This window comes from Phyllobacterium chamaecytisi (genome assembly GCF_020164455.1).
GTDB classification, from domain to species: Bacteria; Pseudomonadota; Alphaproteobacteria; order Rhizobiales; family Rhizobiaceae; genus Phyllobacterium; species Phyllobacterium chamaecytisi.
In genome coordinates this window covers 123,005-142,261 of sequence record NZ_JAIQWW010000002.1, presented here as the reverse complement: position 1 = coordinate 142,261, position 19,257 = coordinate 123,005, and the positions used below count along the sequence as shown (strand labels likewise).

The following is a 19,257-nucleotide window of genomic DNA, read 5'->3' as shown; positions in this document are numbered from 1 at the left end:
TCAACTCCTGTTTGCTCTGGATATCTGAATAGGCAGCCCGGGCAATACTTTGTCCAAGGTGATCGGAAACTCGCGAACGCGCACTCCGGTCGCATTGAAGATCGCGTTGGCAACAGCAGCGCCTGCGCCGCAAACGCCTAATTCTCCTATTCCCTTGCTTCCAAAGACATTTGCATTGCTATCGGGCTCCTCCAGAAAAACCACATCAAGGTCCGGGACATCCGCATTTACCGGAACATGGTATTCCGCCAGATCGTGATTGACGAAGTGACCGTATCTCGGATCAAGAACACTCTCTTCCATGAGCGCCGCGCCGATCCCCCAAACCATGCCTCCGATAATTTGCGAGCGCGCTGTTTTGGGATTGAGGATGCGACCCGCACCAATGACACTGAGCATGCGGCGGATCCGTATCTCGGCGGTATCCATATCGACTTCTATCTCGACGAAATGTGCACCGTAGGCGTGCTGGGAATAATTTCGGTAATTCTCACCGGCTGCCTCTACGGCCCCTCGAGCGTCCAGTCCTTGCGGCGCCACACGTTTGATGAGGTTCGCAAGATTCTCCGAACGATCCCCGATTCTGATTTCTCCGTTCCTGAATTCGGTTCCGTCGAGATTCAAACCAAAAAAGGGCGATCCTCGCACCTCTTGTGCAACCTTCGCTATTTTTTGCTTCAACGCTTCACAAGCATTGTGGACGGCGGAGCCGGCGCTCGCCGCTCCCCACGACCCGCCGGATCCCGCCGTGCGCGGAAAATGGCTATCGCCGAGTTGGACATCAATTGCGGAAAGGGGGAGACCGAGGCTGGTGGCAGCGATCTGTGCCAGGATGGTATAGGTGCCCGTGCCGATATCGGTCATATCGAGCTCAACTTTCACCCGCCCGTTCCCGTCGATGCCTATCCGGGCTGCCGACGCGCCAAGGTAATTGGGCCGGATCGCAGCCGCCATGCCAAGGCCGATCAGCTTGCGTCCTTCTCGCACCGTACCCGGCTTCGCCTGTCTTTGCTCCCATCCAAAGCGACGCGCGCCCTCTTGCATACAGGCGACGAGGTTGCGTGTGGAAAACGGAACGTTGCGCTCCGGATCTACCTCGGGCTCATTGCGGATACGCAATTCGATCGGATCATTACCGATCTGATCAGCCAACTCGTCCATGGCACATTCAAATGCGAGCATGCCTGGCGCTTCGCCCGGCGACCGCATCCACTCACCGCGGTTTGTGTCCAGACCAACCAAACGATGCCTCGTGATCCGATTTGGAGCCGCATAGAGGGATCGCGCAAACACGGCCGTCTGTTCGCAGAATTCTTCGAACCGGGAGGTTGCCGAACAGACGTCATGGGCGATGCCGGTGAGCTTGCCATCACGGTCGGCGCTCAGCCGGACCGACTGGATCATTTTTGCGCGGTGGCCCGCATTTGCAAACATCTGTTGCCGCGTCAGCGCAATCTTGACCGGGCGCTGGAGTTCCCTGGCGGCGAGTGCGGCAAGAATGGTATCGGCATGCACGATCAATTTCGAGCCAAATCCGCCTCCGATAAAGCGACTGACGAGATGCACCTCGTCAGGCGGGATTTGCAACGTATTGGCAATACCGGCCTGGAAATTCGCAAGGGTCTGGGCACTCGTGTAAATTGTCACTTCATCGCCGGACCAAGCTGCGAGTGTGGCATGCGGTTCCATCGGATTGTGATGTTCGTAGGGTGTCGTATAGATTGTATCGACCTTGACGTCGCTATCAGCAAACGCTGCCTCAAAGTCGCCGACAAGTGAATCCGTTTGAAAACCTGCATTGGTGCGCTGCGGCGCATAGGCATCCGCAAGGTGCCTGCTTAGATCATACGCACCGCGCTCGTCTTCGTATTCGATCGCAATAAGTCCGGCGGCACCTCGTGCCGCCTCAAACGTTTCTGCCACGACCAAGGCAACAGGCTCGTCATAGTAGCGAACGCGATCAGTCGAGAGGACGGGTCGCGGACGGGTAAAGACTTCACGCACCGCGGGCGTGACAGCCGGACCAAATGCAGGTTGTGCCGGTGCATTCTTATGCGTCATCACACGGAGGACACCCGGCATTGCCTCGGCCTGCGCGGTATCGATCGCAGAGATGCGGCCGCGCGCGATGCCGGCCCCAAGAATATAACCATAGGCAACCGGATCATCTGCCCTATGCTCATAAGCGTAGACGGCCTGTCCCGTCACCTTCAGCGCGCCATCGACGCGATCGACCGGCTGGCCAATCCAGGTTTTTCCGGTGTTCGCCATTGGTGTTGAATTGGACATGGTCTTCCTCATCCGCGTTGTGAAGCAACAGCAAGCGCGTGTTGTATCGTCCGCTTTGCCAAGGGGATTTTGAAGTCGTTGCCGCCACGACCGATGGCATTTGCCAAAGCGATCTCCGCCGCCCGTTGAAAAACTTCCGTCGAAACCTTCTCGCCAAGCAGGATTGCCTCGGCTTCGGGAGTGCGCCATGGTTTGGCGGCGACGCCGCCCAGTGCAAACCGCGCGCCTGTAATTGTCTCACCTGCAACGTCGACAATTGCTGCGACCGATACGAGTGCGAAGGCATAGGATGCCCGGTCACGAACCTTGCGGTAGATATGCCTCCCGGGCTGGACCGGCGGCAGGATAACCGCCGTGATCATTTCCCCAAGCTTGAGCGGTGTTTCGATATCGGGCGTTGTGCCAGGCAGTCGGTGCAGATCGCCGATAGGGATTTGTCTTGTTACCCTTTCGGTATCAATCGTCTCGACGGATGCGTCGAGCACCGTCATGGCGACCGCCATATCCGACGGATGTACGGCAATACAGGCTTCACTTGATCCAAGCACAGCGTGCATACGGTTGAAGCCATGGAGCGCTGCACACCCGGAACCGGGCTTGCGCTTGTTGCAAGGCATATTGCGATCATAGAAGTAGTAACAACGCGTCCTCTGCAGCAGGTTGCCACCTGTCGACGCTTTGTTGCGGATTTGCGCGGAAGCGCCCGCAAGCAGTGCTTGTGCCAGGACCGGATAATCCGATCTTATTCGTGGATCAGCAGCGAGCGTGCTGTTACGCACCTGTGCACCGATACGCAGGCCGCCTTCTGCTGTTTCTTCAATTCCACTAAAGGGCAGATGGTTAATGTCGACCAAATGGGCTGGCCGTTCGATTTCCAGCTTCATGAGGTCGAGCAAATTCGTGCCGCCACTGATGAATTTGGCGCTTGGTGTACCAGCGGCACCTGCCAATGCTTCGCGCAGTTCGCCTGCCCTTTGATAGGTGAAAGGTTTCATGTTTCAAACCTCTCCGGCTACGTCGCGAATAGCAGCGACAATATTGGGGTATGCAGAGCAGCGACAGATATTTCCGCTCATGCGCTCGCGTATCTCCGCATCAGTCAAGGAGACGCTAGGGCTAGAAAGCGTTTCGCTGACATGGCTTGGCCAGCCGACTGCCGCTTCTTGCAGCATGCCGACGGCCGAGCAAATCTGGCCGGGTGTGCAGTATCCGCACTGAAATCCGTCATGTGCAATGAATGCAGCCTGCATGGGATGGAGATCGGCGCCTTTCGCAAGGCCCTCGATGGTCGTGATGGCGTCACCGTCATGCATTACTGCCAGCGTGAGGCAGGAATTGATCCGTTGGCCGTTGACCAGCACGGTGCATGCTCCACACTGACCATGATCGCAACCTTTCTTGGAACCGGTCAGACCAAGATGATTGCGCAACACATCGAGTAATGTAGTACGGGGATCGACGCCAACAGAATAGTTGCGCAAGTTGATGTTCAAGGTCAATTCCACCGGATCAACGACCCTTATGCCTGCATCATCATCCCCAGTGGTAGGCATTTGTTGGCCCGTCGCTGGCAATCCAGTTGCGAGGAAGAATCCAGCCGCTGCACCGGATTCCAGAACGGCTCGGCGTGTCGGACCCGTTTTTTGAGACTCTTCATTCATTGCTTCCACTCCTTGGAGACGACAACGGTCAAGGGAAACGTACCGGCAGACCGATGGCCCGCCGGCACGAGCTTCTGAGCGTTCAGGACTAAATCATCAGCCTGGCTGCTGCTTCGTATCGGAGCTTGATGGCGTTTGCGGAGCCTGCTCTGTCTGCGTATTGGCGGAGTTGAGCTTCTGGCACGCAAGCGCAGTTCCGGCTGAGAACGCAATACTCGCTGTTGCGATGGCGGCGATCAGATATTTGTTCATGACGATCTCGCTTTCTGATTAGTCGATGGACTGTTTCATTGACATCAGACAGCGTATTTGCGGTTTGTCGCAGAGTTGTGCCGTACCCAGGGCAGAGTTGTCGCAAAGTATCGCAGGATTGCATGACGGGACATTTCGCTACAAATTACCAGCATCAACGCGACGGCCAGGTAGCCAACCCGATATTGCTTGACAAACTTTGATACAATTTTCCGGATACCGGAAAACTACTTCGAGTGATATTTCACGCGTGTGCATTAAAGTTAGGGACGTGCCCGATGGAATCCGTACCCCATATCGCAGTAGTCGACGATCACCGGGATATCCGCGACCTTGTTGGCAAATATCTCACTCAGCAAGGATATCGCATCAGCGTCGCTGAAAGCGGGTCGGCACTGAGACGACTGCTCGAACGCAACGCTCCGGACCTTATCATTCTTGATATCATGATGCCCGGGGAAGACGGCTTGTCCGTTTGCCGGCAGCTACGCCGTTCGACCGAGCTGCCGATCATTTTCCTGACTGCCATGGCCGATGATACGGACCGCATTATTGGTCTGGAGCTTGGAGCCGACGACTATCTCATCAAGCCCTTTAATCCACGTGAGCTGCTCGCGCGGATCAGGGCAGTCTTACGGAGGGTCAATAGCCTGCCGCCACAGCGCGAAATGCCCAAGGCAAAGACGATCAGTTTCGAGCGCTGGAGTCTGGATGTCGGACGCCGGGAATTACTGGGGGGCGACGGCGTTGGCGTCCCGCTCAGTACGGCAGAATTTCGGCTACTCAAGGCCTTTCTCGAACATCCCGGAATGGTGCTCAGCCGCGATCAGCTTATGGACCTGACCGTCGGTCGCAGCGCCGATTCATTCGACCGGAGCATAGACAACCAGGTCAGCCGGTTACGCAAGAAAGTCGAGGTCGATCCCAAGAATCCTTCGATTATCAAGACACACTGGGGCGGTGGCTACAGTCTTTGCGCAGAGGTGGAGCGGGCATGAAACGGTGGTGGAAGCGCAGTCTGGCCGCACAATTCATAGGCTTGATGCTGCTGGCGCTCGCGCTCTCCCAGGCACTCAGTTTTTTCGTTTCGTGGGACGAGCGGGGTAAAGCACTGCAGGCGGCCGCAAAGGCAGAGTTTTTCAGCCGAACGGCTTCCCTTGCAACGCTGCTCGAAACCATACCAACGGGGTTTCGCAACGATGTCCTGGATGCAACCGGCACCGCCTACAGCCGGTTCTGGCTATCCTCTCAAGCGCCGGCGGACGCGGACGCGTGGCGTCGCGAGGCATGGGTGCAATTGTCAAAACCCATGCCAAATCTAAAAGCCCTGAAGTTCAAAATGCCTGGAGCAGCTACATCAACCGCCGCAGAAACTGCCCGGCCTGAACCTTCGCCCTTCCAGGCGCTGGCTGCACAATCTGATTCATGGACTACACTTGGTTCGCATGTCTGGACGATACCGCAGCCAGCAAAATTCCTCTATCTCGGCCATTCAAACGGAATGGGGCTAGCCGTTGAATTAAGCGATGGTACCTGGTTGAACACGGCCTATGCCAAATCGGTTCCAAATTCCATCTGGAACGTCCAGTCTCTATCGTCCCTTGGTATAACAGCTGCAATTCTTTCGCTGATCGGTGTCATCGTGGCCAGGCAGATCGCAAGTCCGATGCGTCGCCTTGCCATGGCAGCTGAAGCCTTGGGGCGAGGTGAAAGTGTACAACCGCTTCCGGAAGCAGGACCTGACGATATCCGCCAGACTGCCGAAGCATTCAATCGCATGCAATGCCGTTTGCATCGTTTTGTCGAGGACCGAACCCGGATGCTGGCCGCCATTGGCCATGATCTGCGAACGCCACTTACATCGCTCCGCCTGAGGGCGGAATTTGTCACAGAACCGGACGTGCAACAGCGAATGCTTGCGACTATAGACGAGATACAAACGATGACGGAAGCGGCCTTGGCGTTTGCGCGAGAGGAAGGCACGGTTGAGAACACACGTGCCATGAATATCTCTGCGCTGGTCGAGAGCATTTGCGACGACATGGCGGAGCTCGGTCAGGACGTCAAGTTTCTTGAAGGCGAAAAGATAGTCTACCGATGCCGACCCGATGCTTTGCGACGTGCCTTCCGCAATTTAATCGAAAATGCTGTCCGCTATGGCGAAAGGGCGCGCGTCAGCGTCGGGAAGCGGCACGAGGGCATCGACATCATTGTCGAAGATGATGGACCAGGCATACCGGAAACCGCATTCGAGGATGTATTCGCTCCGTTTTTCCGGCTGGAGCAATCCCGCAACCGGGAAACGGGCGGGGTCGGTCTCGGTTTGTCGATTGCTCGGGCAATCATTCATCATCACGGGGGGGAGATCGCTCTTCACAATAGCGGTAGCGGCCTGAGGGTGGTGGTTGCGCTTCCTGCAGCTCAACGAATTTCCTGAAATATATGTATCGAAATGTAGCAAGGTACCCAATCGTTACGGGTGGGGTCAAAAACGCGTGCCTTCCGACAAACCTCTGCGACATCTCGCGCGCAATATACGCCTCATAACTGAATATGCAGGTCTCTTGCACATTCACAAATGAGGATGTCAAAATGTTACGCGTTGAAAATCACGTTGGCCGCAGCAATTTTCCTATCCCTTTCGAAATGGATAACCGCGATGCGAAATTGGTTTTCGCTTCTGTGCTTTTTGCAGATATCAAAGGCTTCACACGTTTTTGCCAGGCCGTCGATCTATCCTCGGCATTCCACGCTCTTTCAGCATTTCATCGGCGGATGGCACAGGTAGTCTCACGATTTTCTGCGACTGTAATCACGAACACCGGCGACGAGGTCATGGCAGCGTGGTGTGGCACACCGTCCGCTGTATCGTCGAAAGCGCTCCGATGCGGGTTTGCTATGCTTGAGTCAGTGGAGGCCTGGAACCGCGAAGATCGCTCCCATAGACCGAGTTTGAATATTGGTGTGGGCCTTCATGCCGGACCAGTTGTTCTGGGTCAGATCCCGGGTTTGTCTGAAAGTCGAATGAGCGTGTTCGGCGATACGGTAAATACTGCAAGCCGCCTCGAACAGATGACGAGAGCCTATTCAACTGATCTGATCGCCTCCGACGAACTGGTGCGGATGGCATCCGCAATCACACCAGCGGAAAGTGGAGCCAGTCGGCTTCATTCAGCGATAACCGCAAAGGTCCGTGATCGGGCTGGATTGCTTTCAATCCGCATCTCTGCGTGAGGCCCCAAGTCGCCTCACGCCACAGTCGCCGGGAACTAGTCTACTGGCAGCTTGCGTGCGGGCCAATCGTTTCTTGGTACCGGGTTGCCAATTCCGAAACTGAAGGAAACGACTTCCATCGCTGCCGCATCGACCTGGCATTTGAAGTCCAGATTGTACCAATTGGACCTGTTTCGAAATGCTCCCTCCCGGGAACTCAATGTACCGCTCGCGATGGTTCGGCCGGACGGGCTGTATGCCAGCAAGTCGGCATCAGGCCTTTCGTTGCGAACCTGTTCCATTGCTTCAATACCGCACAACTGCGTGATCCTCCGGTTTATCGGGAGATTGCCTATCGCCTGTCTCACCCTCGAGTCCGACAAGGCATTGGGTGAAAACAGTTTCTTCGCTCGGGCAAGTTTGAGCGGCTTCTGCTTGCCGCTTTTCGGCTCCGCCGGCTTCTTCTGTGCAGGTGCCTTCTGACTTTGCGCGAGTGCTTTTGCATCCGCTACCTGTTGCGCCGTCGGAGCTTCGTCCTTGCGCGGTACGTCGCCTCTGTCCGTCACGGGAAGATCAAGCTTTGGCAAGTCAGGCTTGGTGGCGGACGGCGCCTTTTCTGCGGGCGGTTCCTTCTCCGTCTCTGGCTTTGCCGGAGCAGCATCCTGCGGTGTTGAATCGGCACTTTGAGGCGCCTCTTGCTCTTCGGGAGGCAGCTGCGATTCGATCACCTTCTCGTCGGTTTTGGCGAGAGCGGACTCGAACGCCTGTGGCGGCGGCGGAGATAGTGGTGCCGCCGGTTGTGGCTTGCTCTCGGCTGGCTTGTTTTGCGTCTTCTCCGGCGGCTTGGGCGGCGCCGGAGGCACGACCTCTACCTTGATAGCTTCTTCCGGTGGTTTTGGCAGCGCCTCGGCCAGCCGGAACAGCAACAGAAATGCCACTGACAGATGCAGGGCGACAGACGCTAGTGCGCCCCATCCCCTCCACGGCTTCTTATAGTGTTGCATTGCTCAGACGATACCGGACCCGCATCCTTCAAACCTAGGCTTTAGCAGGGTCGGCAACAAGGGGCCGCAATCCGATAGTCGAATTGCCGGCGGCGCAATGCCCCGCCGGCAAATCAATCAGACGCTCGCGTATGCGAAGACCTCATTGGCTCCGCGATAAATCATTTCCAGCGACACGTAGAGAATGATCAGAAGACCAACATAGGCGATCCAGCGGTGACGCTGAAGCAAGCGCGCAATGAAGCTTGCGGCAATACCCATAAGGGCGATCGACAAGATCAAACCAAAGACAAGTATTTCAATATGATCACGCGCAGCGCCGGCTACAGCCAGCACATTGTCGAGCGACATCGAAACATCCGCGATGACGATCTGCCATGCAGCTTGCGCGAAAGTCTTGCGCGGAGCCCCCGCAGCAATTTTCCCGTCACCATCAATATCCCCCCGTAGCAGTGCCTCATTGGCTTCGGTCTCTTCAGCATGGGTGGTGCGAAGCTCCCGCCACATTTTCCAGCAAACCCAAAGCAGCAGGATACCGCCGGCTAGTAGAAGACCTATGATCTGCAGCAGCTGGGTGGTAGCGATCGCAAAAATGATACGAAGCACCGTGGCTGCGATAATACCGAGGAGAATGGCTTTGGCACGCTGATCCTTTGGCAGGCCAGCGGCGGCCAGGCCGATGACGATTGCATTGTCGCCAGCCAGGACCAGATCCATCATGATGACCTGGAGTAGGGCTGAAAGTGCGCTGGCACTGAGAAGTTCGCTCATGTGGTACCCGTTTTCCATAATTGGGGGCGCCCAAATTCCATGAAATATCCGAAATCACAAAGCAACGGCAATCTGCACTTTCGTTTGGAATGCGGACTGAACTGTGAAAAAATTACGGTCGATTGTATTCCAGGAAACCAGGCCATCCAGTTGAACACTCAGTCCGACATCGCAGCTCCAAGAACTGCCAGAGGGGCCCGGCCTGATGTGCCATTCCTATTCGAATCGCGCCGCGAACTCAAGGGGGCAATATCCGGATTCGAAATGTGGCTGCGGTTTGATCTGACGCACACGCAGTATTGCCTTGGTGCAATGAGCGACTTTTCGTCCGCTGGACCGGTACTAAGGATGTCGATAGGTTCTGCCTGCAATCGAGAGGGAAGCACATGACTGATATTTGGTTTCGTACGGGTGAAGCAACGGTTTTGGCTGCGGAGGGTCAGGTGACCGACGCCATGCCCGAGGTGGTCATCGGCTCGGTCAGGGGTCCGGTCGGGCAGGCATTTGCGTCGATGATGGGACAGGTCAAGGGTCACACCCGTATGTTCGTGGTGCGGGATCTCAATCAAGCGGTACGGCCGGCCACGATGATGACCACCAAGGTCACAATCAAGAACATGGCATATGCGGAACTGCTCGGCGGGGTCGTACAGGCGGCGATGGGCGATGCGATCGTCGACTGTCTCATCGAAGATATTCTCCCCCGCGATCAAGCCGATGAACTCTGCATGATCATTACCGTCTGGCTCGATCCCCGCTGCGTCGACGACGAGAATCTCGACCACAAGGATCTTTACCGTACCAACTACGAAGCGACGAAGCTCGCGATTTCCCGGGCAATGACCGGCAGACCCACGGTCGAAGAACTCATCGCCAACCGCAAGACCGTCAAACATTACGCGCTGGAAGGCATCATCGATTATTGATCGGCAGGGCTGAGGCCGCCTGCATGCGGTAAATTCCGAACGGTTCCGTCAATAGGTCACCGTCACGACGATTGTATCGCTGTAGAGGCCAGGCGTTGGTGTAGTCTGAGGCGGAATACGTGCATAAACAGGCAGGTTTTGCGTCACACCAGTCCCGGTGCCGCCAAGCGTATCGGTGCCGGACGTATTTCCCCATGGCAAGGTGCGTGCTACGTCCCGGTAAAGACCATAGGTGATGAATTCTGCGCCTTTGGTCATGCGTCTGGCGGTCGGTCCAGCATTCGCACCGCCCGGACCAAGCGCCACGACATACGGTGTGTTCGGTGAACAGTTGACCGACACCTGACCATTCTGGTCGATATTGGCGCTCAATACGCCGCGATTGCCGAAATCGATATTCTGCGCCGACACCAGGCAATCTTTTACGGTCTGCAGACTGACGGTAAAGTTGGTGGTTCCTGATGCTCCCGAGAGATTGGCGCACCCTGCCCCGTCGTCGAAACGATAGCGGAACGTCGTCTGGGCTCCGGAAAAATTCGATGAATAACTCCCGACCGGTGCTGTCGTCTGATTGGGGAAGATCTGCCCATACATTGTAACGGTTGTCGAACCAGATCCCAGCAGCGCGGGTATATCGACAAAAAATTGTGGGGGTCTGGCGGAAAACGCCCACGTCCAAGATCCCCAGACGGTTTGCCGGGCCGAATCCTGATAGAGTTGGTAGTTGAGCGCTATCGGGCCGGTCATCAATCGCGTGGCTGAGGTTGCGCCGCCAGTGCCGGCATTGAGGTTGGGACAGATCAGGACACGGCGGAATAAACCGAGTGCCGCCGAACAGTTTGCCGTGAGGCTCGTCGTCCCGTTGATCGCGGCGCCGGATAATGGGCTTCCGGAAAATACCATGTTGGATGTACTGAACGTGCAGGACTGAGCCTGTATTTGCGTTGGCAGCATTTGCAGGCAGATGAACAGCAGGAGACCGGTCAGCAAACGTTTCACGAGCAAACCACACTCTTGATTTTGACCTGCGTCCCCTGCTTTGCCTGATACGGAAAACGCGCCCGGCAACTCTTGCCATCCTGTAGGTCGACTACAATGTCGTTCTGTGCACCAAGCGCGGATATATAGGCTTCGCCGTCATATCCGATCACAAATTCCTTTCCTGTCCTCTCCACATGGCCACGCAGGCCCGCTTCCAAGGCCTTACCGCTCGCATCAAGAAACGTAACAAGCGCAGATGCGGTTGTTTCTTCAACGTCGAAGTTGATGACGACGCCACTGCGATCTGCGGGCACGACCACGTTGCGCGTCGAGCCTATGCTTGCGTCGACGGGCAGATTTTTCGGATCGATGGCCACGATGTTCGGCTCATACGATCTGAGATTTGGCACCAGTATCCGTCCGCTTCGGTTTGTTCGCCCAACCGGACGGTTCTCGAATGAAACGTCGATATCCGGCGCCCCGACATCCACGACCGCGAAGGCATCGTCTATGCGGTTGGTGGCAAAGACGCCTCCTGAAGCGACGGCAATCGCGCCGTCAATCTGCGCATTGGCGCGAACCGTATCGTCGAACTGCTGCGCGCTGCCTTCGATCCTCGCATAGCGCGCCCGGTAACTCGCAGACGCAGAACGGTCCGGGTTGCTACCTTCGCTGGTTCTCAGGCGCCATCCATAGCTGCCCTCCTCCTGCCTTTCCGATTTCGCCACATCGATAAATCCCGCTGGTCCATCGGCGGTCTGCTCGTAACCGGTCGAAACATTGATGTCATTGTCGAACGGGATGGTCAGCCCGGCAAAGACACCGAAACTCTCGCTGTCTTCCAGGTCTGCGAAGGCAGTGGCATAGAATGAACTGCTCTTGAACAATGACTGGCTGAAGGACGCCCCTATGATCTTGCTGTCATCGCCTCTGTCGAGGTCGAGCTGCGTATAGGAGAAGTTCAGGTTGCTGCGATCGAATGGCCCCGGTGTTGACAGGGTGACCTGCGCCAGCGACCGCGGCACGCGTGGGCTGAAGACGGTGACGCCGCTCGGATCAAAAATCGGATCAAGCTCATCATCGGCAGAGACCGAGGCGATGTCATCGTAGCCACCGAAAGCGTGTTGCAAGCGCGCGAACAAGGTGTAGTTGCCATGCGTCACCTCCACAGACCCGTTGAGGATCATGCCGGTGTCGCCATCATGACTACTTCCAGCGGCAGCGACCGAGGCTACTCCATAGGCGCCGAATGGAAACGCCGCCCCAACCCCGCCATTTAGCAGATCCACCCCGCCTTCGAAGTGCCCCTCCAGCGTCAGCCAATTGGTGAGACCATAACGGAAGGTGGCGACGCCCATCAGATCACCGTCATAGTCGTTGGACTCGGTACCGTAGTTGCGGCGCGGGAAGCCGAGATCAGCGGAAAAATCGATCAGGCCTTTTTGCAGCAACAGGCTCGACGAATAAAATGGTAGTGTCGTTCGCGTCTCGCGGCCCAACGTATCCCGCAGGACGATCTGTGCCTCGCCCTGCCCGGAGAAAACCGGAAAATTTGTCACCTCGAATGGCCCGGAAGGCACCGCCCCGCTATACGTCCTGACATTTTGCGTGAAGACCTCAAGTGTCGAGGGTACCGCCGCAGTGCCCGAAAGCACCGGCACCGGCAGCGTTATGAGATCTGGGCGCAGGGAGAAATTGCGTTGCACCTGCATGCCGCCCAGAAAGACCGGCCGCGTCCACGGCAGGCCTCCCGAGATGAAATCTCCCGCGCGGTAGGTGATCAGCCGTTCGGCATCGGAATAACTCCACGTGGTGTTAAGCCTTTTCACTCCCTCGAGCTTGCCATCCGACATATTTGCCGTAAAGGATTGATTCAGCGTTCCATAGGGGCTGAAGAACCGCGCATCGAACCCGCCGGAGATTCCCTGGAATGGTTTGACATTACCATCCATAAGGTCATTGGTGCCCGCGAAGAGCGAATAATTCAGCACAGTGCCATAACTCGACTGAGGCTTTTGCGTCTCCTCATCCGTTGCCTTGGGGTTTATATCAATGATCTTAGCTGCTCGACCACTGTCATCAATTGTGACGTAGAGCCGTTGGGTGGCGGCGTCTACCCGGTAGACGAGACCAGGGAGATCCTTGAGCCTTACGGAGCCGTTGGGTTCGCGAAGCTTGGTGTTGGCTTTCAATCCGACTTCCCCCAACTCCTCCGGCGTCGCCGACAGGCCGCCATCGGCAAGTTGCCTGAAGGCGCCAATCATTTCAGTCGAGGTATCATTGATAAAAACCTCAAGATAAAGATCTCTCGCCTCGACGCCCGGAGATATGTTCTGATCAGGTGTCGGTGGACCTTGGTTCTGGGCTCGACCAGACGAGAACGTGCAGATGCCCATGCAGAAAATCGCCAGCGCTCTACCGGCCGCTGATAGAAACATCGGCATTGAGCGGTCCGAAATCGCTTTGCGCCTTCAGGTCGGCCGACCCGGAAGAGACCGATTTGCCCGAAGCAATGGGCCACTCCATGCTCGATTCGCCAAGAACATAGCCGACCAATCCCTTGCGATTGCCGAGTACGCGGCCACCTTGGCTCAACTGCACGTCGGCAAGCCTCAACCGTGTATCACCTGTGTTGCGTGCTCTCAGCATCAGCGCGCCCTTCGACTTCACGAGCCCCCAAGCCACCTTCGGCGGCGAGGCGTCCTCATCCTTGAAGAAGACAGGGATCGAATAGCGAACGACAAGCGCAACAGTCCCTGCTCGTTTGCGCGACGGATCGGGTAGTTCATCAACAATGACGCGGTAGCCTTCCTCGCCTGCAACCGGCTTTTTCGTAACCCGCACGACACGAACCGCATACTCTTTGGCGCTGGGCAGGGTCGTGGATGGAGGGCTGACAATGACGTCGTTCGTCGGCTCGAGCTGTTCCACGCCATTTACCTGCGTCCAGCGGAACACACGGATCTGCACATTGATCGGCCGCTTGGCCTCGTTCGTCAATGTGAGGACACCGGCACTGCCTGGCGCGACCATCTCAAGATTGGTCGGCGAAACACGTAAGGAAGCACTTTGGGCCACATCGGAAAAGAGCATGAAGAGGCTCATCGCGCCGATGCTATATAGCATGGTCCGCATTCGGTTCTCCTTGGAAGATGGTCAGTAAGTAACGGTTACTGCAACTGTGTCGCTATAGGCGCCCGCACCGGGTGTAGATTGGGGGGCAACGCGCCCAAACACCGTAATCGGCTGCACGGCACCATTCCCCGTACCGGATACCGTGTCCGTCAACACCGTAGTCCCCCAGACATTCGTATGGTTGACATCGCGGTAGAGATTGTAGCTGACCGTGGCAGCGCCTGGTCCGGTCATCAAGCGGGCGGTAAGCGAAGCTCCGGATCCTGTACCGAGGCCAATGCCCACATTATAGGGGGTGCCCGTCGTGCACTGCACACTGATGGTGCTGGTCGAGTCGAGGTTGGCATCAATGACACCATGCGATCCAAAATCCAGATCGGAAGCAGACACCAGCTTGCACTCGGTCGTTATCGTGATCCTGACAGCAAAGCTCCCCGTTGCTGTGGCTGCCAAGGCAGGGCTTGTGAGGCAGGTCAAAACAGCAAAACATGCTGCAATAGTACCTCGTTCCAAAATGCCAAAATTCATTTATCCTCCTCAGGATGTCGGCGCCGGTAGCAACCGCCTCCAGTCCATTACAAACGAATCAGTATTATGGTCCTCTATTATAATCCTAAAGTAGTACACCTTTCTAGTTACTAGGCAACCGCGAGCTTGCCGTTCACGCCAATATGCCAGTTTTTTCAATTACTTAGCCAGAGTGTGGTCGGAAAAACTGGCGGTGCACAACATATGATACTGTTCCATATCAGACTAATATATCAAAAAACTGATGAAACGGGTCAACATTGCTGGCTCAATATTTTGCGCAGTTTTAATACTTTTGGTTGTACTTTGGAACGAATGTTCTCGCAGCTCGGATGTTTGTCTACGGCAGGCGCCCTGTCGGGCCCGACTGTTCGGCTCCGGTATTTAGAACCCAAACGATTTCTGCGCCGGTTGCGGTGATTGGAAATGAACACCCTCAAGCTCGAGCATGCGGGCCTTGGCGACGGAGCCTCCGGGCGCGGAAAAACCACCGACTTTGCCACCGGCCGCCAATACGCGATGGCAGGGAATAATCAATGGCACCGGGTTTCTGGCCATGGCCTGGCCAACATCGCGCGCGGCTTCCGGTCCTGCGCCAAGTTGCTTGGCCAAGGCACCATAGGTCGTCGTATGGCCCCAACCCAACTGCCGTGCCGCAGCATATATCTGCTCGAAAAATCCGTCCTGTTCGCCCAAATCGAGCTTGAAGCCGAAAAAATCAATCTCTTCGCCCTCGAAATAGCGCTTTGCTGCGGCCACGGCTTGAAGCACTTGCTCAGAGGGTTGGCCAGGTTCAGCGCCAGGTAGCCTGCGGAGCAGCAACCGTTCTGCCGCCTCAGCACTTTTTGTCGGTAACTGAAAGCGTGTGATCCCGATATCGCTCCAGGCGATACCGCAGAAGCCACCCGCGGTTTCGAAGATAAGATAATGATGCACTGTCTGGCCCATCGCACGGCCCTCGCGTTTCAACTGCCTTAGAAATCGTGCAATCGGCGCGCGAATTCAACCCGATTCTTGCTTAGTGCGAGCCCCCGGTTGTTGGAGGTCGTCGAAAAGATGTGCGAGAGCAGCATCTAACTATTTTGATTTAATAACTTGACTCTTTTTATCATATTATTTTATAGCTATCCCCGCAACATCGCTGGCAATTTTACTCGGGCATTTTAAATAAAAATGCGCGGACAAAAGCCATTTTATTCCTCATTGCAATCGTCTACCAAGAAGATACTATAATGAGAAAAGAAATAAATCTATATGACGGCAATATCCTTGTCGATGTATTGATACGATATAAGCCAAAGCTCCTGAAAATTGCCGAAGGCGTTCTGCATTCCCGCACGCAATCGGAAGATATATTTCATGATGCTGTCCTTAAGGCATGCACCATGCAGTCAAGCTGCGTCCGTTGTCCGGTCGGCTATGCTTGCCGCATGGTCTACAATCTGGCTTTGGATGAGGCCCGCAAACGGTCCTATGAAAAGCTCAACATGACACCCGTCGACGGTATGGAATCCATCCCCGCCCCGAGCGTCAGCGCGCTCGACTGTCTGGTGAGCACAGAAACCTTGTGGGAAGTACTGAACTCATTGAACAATCTGCCGAAGCGCACTCAGGACGCATTTGTCCGCCATCGCATCGATGGTATCCCACAAAAGGATATTGCCGAAGAACTGGGGGTATCCAGAACCCTCGTCAATTTCATGATCAGAGATGGGCACCGGGCCTGCCAGCAAACCCTTCGTGCAGCTTAGACAAGCGGCGGCCGCGGATAAGTAGCAATGCGAACACCGGTCCGCCCAGCAGTGTAGCGACAAGCCCTGTCGGCAATTGCCACGGGAAATAGGCGGTGCGGCCGATGAAGTCGGCTGTTGCCATGAGCAGCGCTCCGTACAGTGCCGAACCCATCAGGTGCGGCAGGCCCCGCGTCAGCCCAAGCCGCTGCGCGAGATGCGGAGCCATCAGGCCGACGAAGCTCAACGGACCCACGATCAGCGTGGCCATGGCTGTCAGCAGCGCGGCTACTGCGAGGATCAGGATCTGCAGCTTCTTCACATCAACGCCGTGTGAATGCGCCGATAGATCACCCAAAGCGAATTGCTGTAGCGGGCGAACGAGGAGCATAGCCGTGATGGCACCGACTATGGCCAATGCCGCTATTATCAAGGACATGGCACTACTGACCCCATAGGTCGAGCCCGCCATCCAGCTGATCAGTGACAGGGCTCGCGGGTCACCTGAGGCGAGGACGACGGAGATCAACGCCGTCAGAAATGCTCCCAGCGATACACCGAACATCAGAAACTGGTTACCGGAGTGCGCCGCGCGGCTCATCGCGAAGAGGATAGCGAGAACTGTCCCGGCGCCCAAAAAACCGCCGATAAGTCGATGGCTAATGGTCGGTTCCGGTACAACGAACAAGATGCAAAGCAATCCGAACGCTGTTCCGGCACTGACACCCAGAACCTCAGGACTTGCCATGGCGTTGCCGGTCAGACGCTGCAGCAGGCTGCCCGCAAGCGCCAGCATGATACCCGCGGAAGTTGCGGCTAGGAGCCGGGGAAGCCGCCATGGCAGCAGGGATTTCAGTGTCGCGCCGGTGCTGCTTATCCACGATCCGTCGACGCCCTTGCCGACAAATATCGCGACCATTGCTACGGCCAGGACGAGACCGGCAAGCGTCGCTATCAGGATCAGGGGCCGGCTGCTTGCGGCGGGGGACGATCCGCTTTGAACCGCCGTTTGCAGCGAACCGCCACGCTTCAACATGACGAACAGAAGCACTGGCACCCCGATCAGCGCAGTCGCCGCACCGGTCGGAATATAGCTTCCTGTTTTTGCGGTATAGATTTGCATGATCTGATCAACGATGATCAGCAATGCAGCGCCGATGAGCGGAGCAACAATGAGCCGGGTATTGATCCGCCGGGCGCCAATAGCCCTCGCGATCGCGGGTGCAGCGAGGCCGAGAAAGCCGATCACACCTACAGCGCTGACCGTGAACGTCGTCAGGGCCACGGCGACAAACAGCGCAGCGGCCCGGACAAATTGCAGTTTGACTCCAAGCCCTTGCGCTGCCTCACCAAGCGTCAGGACACTCAGCTGCCGGACCAGCAGCAGCGCTAGTACGGTACAGCCAATTACTTTCGGGAAAAGTCCAGCAACCGAGCGCCAGTCGTTCTGGTTCAACGATCCGCCACCCCAGACGAACAGACCTGACAGATAGTGGTCGTTCATCAACGTCAGCAGCGTAACGATTGCCGTACAGTAGAGGCCAGTAACCAGGCCTGTCAGGATGACGGCAATCGGTTGGAACTTGAATCGCCATGCGACGGCAAAGACGACGGCCATCGCGGCGAAGCCACCGAAAGCCGTTGCAGTGTCGCGGCTCCAGCCGAGAAGTGCCGGAAACCAAAGCATCGCGGCGCCGAGCGCGAGTTGGGCCCCTGCCTCTACGCCCAAGGTCGAAGGTGAAGCGAGCGGATTGCGCAGCACATGCTGGAAAAGCACGCCGGATAATCCTAGTGCGAAGCCGCAGACGCAAGACATCATCAGCCGTGGCAATACACTATAGTGCAGAAGGACTGCCTGGCTGTCACCGGCTGACGGCAGCGAAAACACAGCACGTACTCCGGTGCTGCCGATCAACGGACCGAGGTTGAATGCAGCGATGGCGACGGCGATGCACCACAACAAGCCGGTGGTGAGCCATGGACGGGCAGCTATATGTCTCATGCGCTGCCTTCGACGAGCAATCGGGCAAAACGGGTTGCCGCAGGCAGTGTGCCAAACATCAGCACGCTCGCCATGCGCTGGGCATTTCCTGACTGCGCGAACGGCATGCTTTGCCAAAGGGGACTACCCGGCAAGTTTGCAAGCACATCCGGTGGGACCGGGTCCATGTAGAAGAGCCGCGCGTCGCCAATATCAAACAGATCGGCCATACCGATATCGCCGAATCCCCATTCGTTGGTTGGCCGCGTCCAGGCATTTTCTAGTCCAAGACGATCGAACACATCCTGAAAAATGCCGCCCGGTCCGTATATCCGGATGTTGCGTTCGTCGATGAAGGTAATCACTGCGACCTTTCCGAGATGGCTGGTCGCCGCCCGTGCTGCACGCAATTCCATCTCCGAGCGGTCGATGAGCGATTCCGCCTCTGTCGCGCGCCCGAGCACACGGCCGAGTTCCCGCGTCGCGTCGATGATATGGGGAAACGGTGATGACCCGAGTGCGTGTATCGGGAACGATTTGACCGGCGCGATTTGCTCCAGCTGGGGCCTGACCCATTCAAGATACGGCGTCGACACAATCAGATCGGGTCTCAACAGCTGCAACAGCTCCATGTTGATCTCATGGGAGGAGCCGAGATTGGCCACGTTTGGCGGCAAAGGCGGTTCCACTGTCCAGTTCGCCCATCCCGTCGTGTCAATCAGCCCGATTGGTGGCACGCCAAGCTCAATCAATGTCTGCGCCAGACCATAGTCCAACGAAACAACT

General features: G+C 56.5%; 18 protein-coding genes. 5 read left to right on the top strand and 13 right to left on the bottom strand.

The window, feature by feature from the left end:
* The 4 genes from LB462_RS04400 to LB462_RS04385 all read right to left on the bottom strand — a co-directional run bounded on the left by LB462_RS04400 (position 1) and on the right by LB462_RS04385 (position 4,202).
* Entirely contained in the window at positions 1 to 2,289 is a 2,289-nt protein-coding gene (locus LB462_RS04400) for a xanthine dehydrogenase family protein molybdopterin-binding subunit (RefSeq protein ID WP_224506151.1), read from the bottom strand.
* An 8-nt stretch (positions 2,290 to 2,297) separates the two neighbouring features.
* A complete protein-coding gene (locus LB462_RS04395) occupies positions 2,298 to 3,284 on the bottom strand; it encodes an FAD binding domain-containing protein (protein WP_224506150.1) in 987 nt (328 codons plus the stop codon).
* 3 nt (positions 3,285 to 3,287) lie between these two features.
* Entirely contained in the window at positions 3,288 to 3,950 is a 663-nt protein-coding gene (locus LB462_RS04390; protein WP_224506149.1) for a 2Fe-2S iron-sulfur cluster-binding protein, read from the bottom strand.
* Between the two features lie 96 nt (positions 3,951 to 4,046).
* Positions 4,047 to 4,202, bottom strand: coding sequence for a hypothetical protein (locus tag LB462_RS04385; protein WP_224506148.1), 156 nt, complete (start codon positions 4,200 to 4,202; stop codon positions 4,047 to 4,049).
* A gap of 278 nt (positions 4,203 to 4,480) precedes the next feature.
* On the opposite strand from LB462_RS04385, the gene LB462_RS04380 reads away from it, so the two are divergent.
* From LB462_RS04380 to LB462_RS04370, 3 genes are all read left to right on the top strand, one after another.
* Positions 4,481 to 5,200 carry a response regulator gene (locus LB462_RS04380; protein WP_112531118.1) on the top strand — a complete coding sequence of 240 codons (720 nt, stop codon included), beginning with the start codon at positions 4,481 to 4,483 and terminating at the stop codon, positions 5,198 to 5,200.
* Positions 5,197 to 6,639: a sensor histidine kinase gene (locus tag LB462_RS04375; protein WP_224506147.1), complete on the top strand. Its 1,443-nt coding sequence runs from the start codon at positions 5,197 to 5,199 to the stop codon at positions 6,637 to 6,639. The genes LB462_RS04380 and LB462_RS04375 overlap by 4 nt, the downstream gene beginning before the upstream one ends.
* A gap of 155 nt (positions 6,640 to 6,794) precedes the next feature.
* A complete protein-coding gene (locus tag LB462_RS04370; RefSeq protein WP_224506146.1) occupies positions 6,795 to 7,436 on the top strand; it encodes an adenylate/guanylate cyclase domain-containing protein in 642 nt (213 codons plus the stop codon).
* A 35-nt stretch (positions 7,437 to 7,471) separates the two neighbouring features.
* Here LB462_RS04370 and LB462_RS04365 read toward each other — a convergent pair whose 3' ends face one another.
* Positions 7,472 to 8,419, bottom strand: coding sequence for a DUF930 domain-containing protein (locus LB462_RS04365; protein WP_224506145.1), 948 nt, complete (start codon positions 8,417 to 8,419; stop codon positions 7,472 to 7,474).
* Positions 8,420 to 8,536: 117 nt separating this feature from the next.
* Complete coding sequence (locus LB462_RS04360; protein WP_112531122.1) at positions 8,537 to 9,190, bottom strand: TerC family protein; 654 nt, start codon at positions 9,188 to 9,190, stop codon at positions 8,537 to 8,539.
* 386 nt (positions 9,191 to 9,576) lie between these two features.
* Between LB462_RS04360 and fae the strand changes: the two genes are divergently transcribed.
* Positions 9,577 to 10,116 carry a formaldehyde-activating enzyme gene (fae, locus tag LB462_RS04355; RefSeq protein ID WP_224506144.1) on the top strand — a complete coding sequence of 180 codons (540 nt, stop codon included), beginning with the start codon at positions 9,577 to 9,579 and terminating at the stop codon, positions 10,114 to 10,116.
* A gap of 48 nt (positions 10,117 to 10,164) precedes the next feature.
* On the opposite strand, the gene LB462_RS04350 is transcribed toward fae, so the two are convergent.
* The 5 genes from LB462_RS04350 to LB462_RS04330 all read right to left on the bottom strand — a co-directional run bounded on the left by LB462_RS04350 (position 10,165) and on the right by LB462_RS04330 (position 15,708).
* On the bottom strand, positions 10,165 to 11,115 hold the full coding sequence (locus LB462_RS04350) for a Csu type fimbrial protein (RefSeq protein WP_224506143.1): 951 nt from the start codon (positions 11,113 to 11,115) through the stop codon (positions 10,165 to 10,167).
* Entirely contained in the window at positions 11,112 to 13,541 is a 2,430-nt protein-coding gene (locus tag LB462_RS04345) for a fimbria/pilus outer membrane usher protein (protein ID WP_224506142.1), read from the bottom strand. The genes LB462_RS04350 and LB462_RS04345 overlap by 4 nt, the downstream gene beginning before the upstream one ends.
* Positions 13,513 to 14,232 (bottom strand): fimbrial biogenesis chaperone, encoded by a 720-nt coding sequence (locus LB462_RS04340; RefSeq protein ID WP_224506141.1) that lies wholly within the window; start codon positions 14,230 to 14,232, stop codon positions 13,513 to 13,515. The genes LB462_RS04345 and LB462_RS04340 overlap by 29 nt, the downstream gene beginning before the upstream one ends.
* A 21-nt stretch (positions 14,233 to 14,253) precedes the next feature.
* Positions 14,254 to 14,760 (bottom strand): Csu type fimbrial protein, encoded by a 507-nt coding sequence (locus LB462_RS04335; RefSeq protein ID WP_224506140.1) that lies wholly within the window; start codon positions 14,758 to 14,760, stop codon positions 14,254 to 14,256.
* Between the two features lie 384 nt (positions 14,761 to 15,144).
* Complete coding sequence (locus LB462_RS04330) at positions 15,145 to 15,708, bottom strand: methylated-DNA--[protein]-cysteine S-methyltransferase (protein WP_224506139.1); 564 nt, start codon at positions 15,706 to 15,708, stop codon at positions 15,145 to 15,147.
* 284 nt (positions 15,709 to 15,992) lie between these two features.
* Between LB462_RS04330 and LB462_RS04325 the strand changes: the two genes are divergently transcribed.
* Complete coding sequence (locus LB462_RS04325) at positions 15,993 to 16,511, top strand: sigma-70 family RNA polymerase sigma factor (RefSeq protein ID WP_224506138.1); 519 nt, start codon at positions 15,993 to 15,995, stop codon at positions 16,509 to 16,511.
* On the opposite strand, the gene fhuB is transcribed toward LB462_RS04325, so the two are convergent.
* The gene (gene fhuB, locus LB462_RS04320; RefSeq protein WP_224506137.1) at positions 16,465 to 18,492 is read right to left on the bottom strand and encodes a Fe(3+)-hydroxamate ABC transporter permease FhuB; all 2,028 of its coding nucleotides are present in this window, start codon (positions 18,490 to 18,492) and stop codon (positions 16,465 to 16,467) included. The two genes, LB462_RS04325 and fhuB, sit on opposite strands and share 47 nt — an antisense overlap.
* Positions 18,489 to 19,247 (bottom strand): iron-siderophore ABC transporter substrate-binding protein, encoded by a 759-nt coding sequence (locus LB462_RS04315; protein ID WP_255626426.1) that lies wholly within the window; start codon positions 19,245 to 19,247, stop codon positions 18,489 to 18,491. Before LB462_RS04315 ends, fhuB begins: the two co-directional genes overlap by 4 nt.
* Between the last annotated feature and the right edge of the window lie 10 nt (positions 19,248 to 19,257).